Annotated in this window: 3 rRNA genes; all 3 read left to right on the plus strand. The window is 54.6% G+C overall.

Annotated elements, in window-relative coordinates:
- Positions 1-261 precede the first annotated feature (261 nt).
- Positions 262-1785, plus strand: a 16S ribosomal RNA gene (locus AC1ROC_RS20185).
- A gap of 450 nt (positions 1786-2235) precedes the next feature.
- A 23S ribosomal RNA gene (locus tag AC1ROC_RS20190) occupies positions 2236-5352 on the plus strand.
- 137 nt (positions 5353-5489) lie between these two features.
- A 5S ribosomal RNA gene (gene rrf, locus AC1ROC_RS20195) occupies positions 5490-5606 on the plus strand.
- Together the 16S, 23S and 5S rRNA genes form the textbook arrangement of a ribosomal RNA operon.
- Positions 5607-5677: the final 71 nt, after the last annotated feature.

A 5677-nucleotide genomic window follows, 5' to 3' on the forward strand; every position in this document is an offset into this window, starting at 1 on the left:
GGTTGACAGGTTGCCCCATTTTGACCGTGTGATGCGGGATGGTGGGAGCGTCCGATCCTTGAGAACTCAACAGCGTGCACAATGTCAAATGCCAAAAACCTCGTGTTTAGCTTCGGCTAGGCAAGAGATTCCTTTGGATTAGATACAGAATGTCAGTAGATATTCGAAACTAGTCAGATCAACTCGCGGGGAGAACAGACCTTTTTCCGGTCCGCTTCTCGCACTATGTTTCCCTTCCGCTTGCGGTTGTGGAGCTAAACATTTACGGAGAGTTTGATCCTGGCTCAGGACGAACGCTGGCGGCGTGCTTAACACATGCAAGTCGAACGATGAACCTGGAGCTTGCTCTGGGGGATTAGTGGCGAACGGGTGAGTAACACGTGAGTAACCTGCCCTTGACTCTGGGATAACCTCCGGAAACGGAAGCTAATACCGGATATGACGTACGGAGGCATCTCCTGTGCGTGGAAAGAATTTCGGTCAAGGATGGACTCGCGGCCTATCAGGTAGTTGGTGAGGTAACGGCTCACCAAGCCTACGACGGGTAGCCGGCCTGAGAGGGTGACCGGCCACACTGGGACTGAGACACGGCCCAGACTCCTACGGGAGGCAGCAGTGGGGAATATTGCACAATGGGCGCAAGCCTGATGCAGCAACGCCGCGTGAGGGACGACGGCCTTCGGGTTGTAAACCTCTTTTAGTAGGGAAGAAGCGAAAGTGACGGTACCTGCAGAAAAAGCACCGGCTAACTACGTGCCAGCAGCCGCGGTAATACGTAGGGTGCAAGCGTTGTCCGGAATTATTGGGCGTAAAGAGCTCGTAGGCGGTTTGTCGCGTCTGCTGTGAAAACCCGAGGCTCAACCTCGGGCCTGCAGTGGGTACGGGCAGACTAGAGTGCGGTAGGGGAGAATGGAATTCCTGGTGTAGCGGTGGAATGCGCAGATATCAGGAGGAACACCGATGGCGAAGGCAGTTCTCTGGGCCGTAACTGACGCTGAGGAGCGAAAGCGTGGGGAGCGAACAGGATTAGATACCCTGGTAGTCCACGCCGTAAACGTTGGGCGCTAGATGTGGGGACCATTCCACGGTTTCCGTGTCGCAGCTAACGCATTAAGCGCCCCGCCTGGGGAGTACGGCCGCAAGGCTAAAACTCAAAGGAATTGACGGGGGCCCGCACAAGCGGCGGAGCATGCGGATTAATTCGATGCAACGCGAAGAACCTTACCAAGGCTTGACATATACGAGAACGGGCCAGAAATGGTCAACTCTTTGGACACTCGTAAACAGGTGGTGCATGGTTGTCGTCAGCTCGTGTCGTGAGATGTTGGGTTAAGTCCCGCAACGAGCGCAACCCTCGTTCTATGTTGCCAGCACGTAATGGTGGGAACTCATAGGAGACTGCCGGGGTCAACTCGGAGGAAGGTGGGGATGACGTCAAATCATCATGCCCCTTATGTCTTGGGCTTCACGCATGCTACAATGGCCGGTACAAAGGGCTGCAATACCGTAAGGTGGAGCGAATCCCAAAAAGCCGGTCTCAGTTCGGATTGAGGTCTGCAACTCGACCTCATGAAGTCGGAGTCGCTAGTAATCGCAGATCAGCAACGCTGCGGTGAATACGTTCCCGGGCCTTGTACACACCGCCCGTCAAGTCATGAAAGTCGGTAACACCCGAAGCCGGTGGCCTAACCCTTGTGGAAGGAGCCGTCGAAGGTGGGATCGGTGATTAGGACTAAGTCGTAACAAGGTAGCCGTACCGGAAGGTGCGGCTGGATCACCTCCTTTCTAAGGAGCATCTGGCATCCCGGTGTTGAAAGACGCTGGTGGTGTCCAGGCGCCAGATCGAGACGAATGTTCTCGCTGGTAGCTCATGGGTGGAACATTGACATTGGTGCGGAGCTGATCGGCTCGGACTCAGTACGCTTCTTTCGGGGAGTTGGAACGGTTCGGTCCTGGATGTTCCGCATATGCACGCTGTTGGGTCCTGAGGGACCGGGCCTCACCTGAAAGGGTGGGAAACGAACCTCTGGACCTTTTCTTGTTGGCCATGATGTGGCTGGCGGAGAGGGTACCGCCCGTACTTTGAGAACTACACAGTGGACGCGAGCATCTTAGATTCGAGACTTTCGAGTCTCGGATCACAAGATCAAATCGACACTCCTTTTGGAGTGTTGGTAGATCATTGGTCAATCTGCTCACCTTCGGGTGGGCCGATCGATTCATAAACTCATGTGATTTCAAGTTTCTAAGAGCAAACGGTGGATGCCTTGGCATCTGGAGCCGAAGAAGGACGTAGTAATCTGCGATAAGCCTCGGGGAGTTGATAAACGAACTTTGATCCGAGGATTTCCGAATGGGGAAACCCCGCTGGGCCCGTAAGGTGACCCAGTGACTCCCGCCTGAATATATAGGGCGGGTAGAGGGAACGTGGGGAAGTGAAACATCTCAGTACCCACAGGAAGAGAAAGCAAAAGCGATTCCGTTAGTAGTGGCGAGCGAAACCGGATCAGGCTAAACCGATCATGTGTGATAGCCGGCAGGCGTTGCATGGTCGGGGTTGTGGGACTTTTCTGCTGCTTCTGCCGAACAGCGAACGTTACAGAGGAATATAGGCGAATGGTTTTGAAAGGCCAGTCATAGAGGGTGCCAACCCCGTAGCCGAAATGTTCTGATGGCGTGAAGAGTATCCCAAGTAGCACGGGGCCCGAGAAATCCCGTGTGAATCTGTCAGGACCACCTGATAAGCCTAAATACTCCCAGATGACCGATAGCGGACAAGTACCGTGAGGGAAAGGTGAAAAGTACCCCGGGAGGGGAGTGAAATAGTACCTGAAACCGTTTGCTTACAAACCGTTGGAGCCTCCTTGTAGGGGTGACAGCGTGCCTTTTGAAGAATGAGCCTGCGAGTTAGCGATATGTGGCGAGGTTAACCCGTGAGGGGTAGCCGTAGCGAAAGCGAGTCTGAATAGGGCGATTCAGTCGCATGTCCTAGACCCGAAGCGAAGTGATCTATCCATGGCCAGGTTGAAGCGACGGTAAGACGTCGTGGAGGACCGAACCCACTTAGGTTGAAAACTGAGGGGATGAGCTGTGGATAGGGGTGAAAGGCCAATCAAACTTCGTGATAGCTGGTTCTCTCCGAAATGCATTTAGGTGCAGCGTTGCGTGTTTCTTGCCGGAGGTAGAGCTACTGGATGGCCGATGGGCCCCAAAAGGTTACTGACGTCAGCCAAACTCCGAATGCCGGTAAGTGAGAGCGCAGCAGTGAGACGGTGGGGGATAAGCTTCATCGTCGAGAGGGAAACAACCCAGACCACCAACTAAGGTCCCTAAGCGCGTGCTAAGTGGGAAAGGATGTGGAGTTGCACAGACAACCAGGAGGTTGGCTTAGAAGCAGCCACCCTTGAAAGAGTGCGTAATAGCTCACTGGTCAAGTGATTCCGCGCCGACAATGTAACGGGGCTCAAGCACGCCACCGAAGTTGTGGCATTGACATTAGTGGTAGGCCTTCGTGGTCCAGCCGTGTTGATGGGTAGGAGAGCGTCGTGTGGCGAGTGAAGCGGCGGTGTGAACCAGCCGTGGACGCTACACGAGTGAGAATGCAGGCATGAGTAGCGAAAGACGGGTGAGAAACCCGTCCTCCGAAAGACCAAGGGTTCCAGGGCCAGGCTAATCCGCCCTGGGTAAGTCGGGACCTAAGGCGAGGCCGACAGGCGTAGTCGATGGACAACGGGTTGATATTCCCGTACCGGCGAAGAACCGCCCAAGCTAATCCAGTAATGCTAAGTGTCTGAATCCCCTTGATCGAGGCCTTCGGGTTGAGACGAGTGGGCCTAGCACACGACCCTATGCTGGTGCGGCTAGCGTATTAACAGGTGTGACGCAGGAAGGTAGCCGAGCCGGGCGATGGTTGTCCCGGTCTAAGTGTGTAACCCGAGAGATAGGCAAATCCGTCTCTCATATAGGGCCAGGCACGATGGGTAGTCTTAAGTGACGAAATCGGTGATCCTATGCTGCCAAGAAAAGCATCGACGCGAGGTTCCAGCCGCCCGTACCCCAAACCGACTCAGGTGGTCAGGTAGAGAATACCAAGGAGATCGAGAGAATCGTGGTTAAGGAACTCGGCAAAATGCCCCCGTAACTTCGGGAGAAGGGGGGCCTGAGGCGTGAACGGACTTGCTCCGGGAGCGTTTGACGGCCGCAGAGACCAGTGGGAAGCGACTGTTTACTAAAAACACAGGTCCGTGCTAAGTCGCAAGACGATGTATACGGACTGACGCCTGCCCGGTGCTGGAAGGTTAAGAGGAACGGTTAGCCGTAAGGCGAAGCTGAGAATTTAAGCCCCAGTAAACGGCGGTGGTAACTATAACCATCCTAAGGTAGCGAAATTCCTTGTCGGGTAAGTTCCGACCTGCACGAATGGCGTAACGACTTCCCAGCTGTCTCAACCGCGAACTCGGCGAAATTGCACTACGAGTAAAGATGCTCGTTACGCGCAGCAGGACGGAAAGACCCCGTGACCTTTACTACAGCTTGGTATTGGTGTTCGGTGTGGCTTGTGTAGGATAGGTGGGAGACTGTGAAGCGGGCACGCTAGTGTTCGTGGAGTCATTGTTGAAATACCACTCTGGTCACTCTGGATATCTAACTTCGAACCGTAATCCGGTTCAGGGACAGTGCCTGGTGGGTAGTTTAACTGGGGCGGTTGCCTCCCAAAAAGTAACGGAGGCGCCCAAAGGTTCCCTCAACCTGGTTGGCAATCAGGTGTCGAGTGTAAGTGCACAAGGGAGCTTGACTGTGAGACTGACAAGTCGAGCAGGGACGAAAGTCGGGACTAGTGATCCGGCAGTGGCTTGTGGAAGCGCTGTCGCTCAACGGATAAAAGGTACCTCGGGGATAACAGGCTGATCTTGCCCAAGAGTCCATATCGACGGCATGGTTTGGCACCTCGATGTCGGCTCGTCGCATCCTGGGGCTGGAGTAGGTCCCAAGGGTTGGGCTGTTCGCCCATTAAAGCGGTACGCGAGCTGGGTTTAGAACGTCGTGAGACAGTTCGGTCCCTATCCGCTGCGCGCGTAGGAAATTTGAAAGGATCTGACCCTAGTACGAGAGGACCGGGTTGGACGAACCTCTGGTGTGTCAGTTGTTCCGCCAGGAGCACCGCTGATTAGCTACGTTCGGGATGGATAACCGCTGAAAGCATCTAAGCGGGAAGCCGGCCTTGAGATGAGATTTCCATGCCTTCGGGCGAGAGGCTCCCAGCTAGACTACTGGGTTGATAGGCCGGATGTGGAAGTGGGGACTAAAGACCCATGGAGCTGACCGGTACTAATAAGCCGATAACTTGACAATCACTACTCACACACATGTTGTAAGGCTGGTGTGTGAGGCCTGAAGAATGCTTGCGTCCACTATGTGGTTCTCGATGTACGGTCGAGAACCGAACCAATCAGCTGATTGGTCCGTTCACTTTGATACATCAATAGTGTTTCGGCGGCCATAGCGAGAGGGAAACGCCCGGTCACATTCCGAACCCGGAAGCTAAGACTCTCTGCGCCGATGGTACTGCAGGGGGGACCCTGTGGGAGAGTAGGACACCGCCGGACTCCTTTTAGAAAGAGCCACCCCACACCGGGTGGCTCTTTCGCATTTAACACCACCACAACACCACACAGAC

It is taken from the genome of Leifsonia sp. GW821-FHT13C05 (assembly GCF_058806515.1).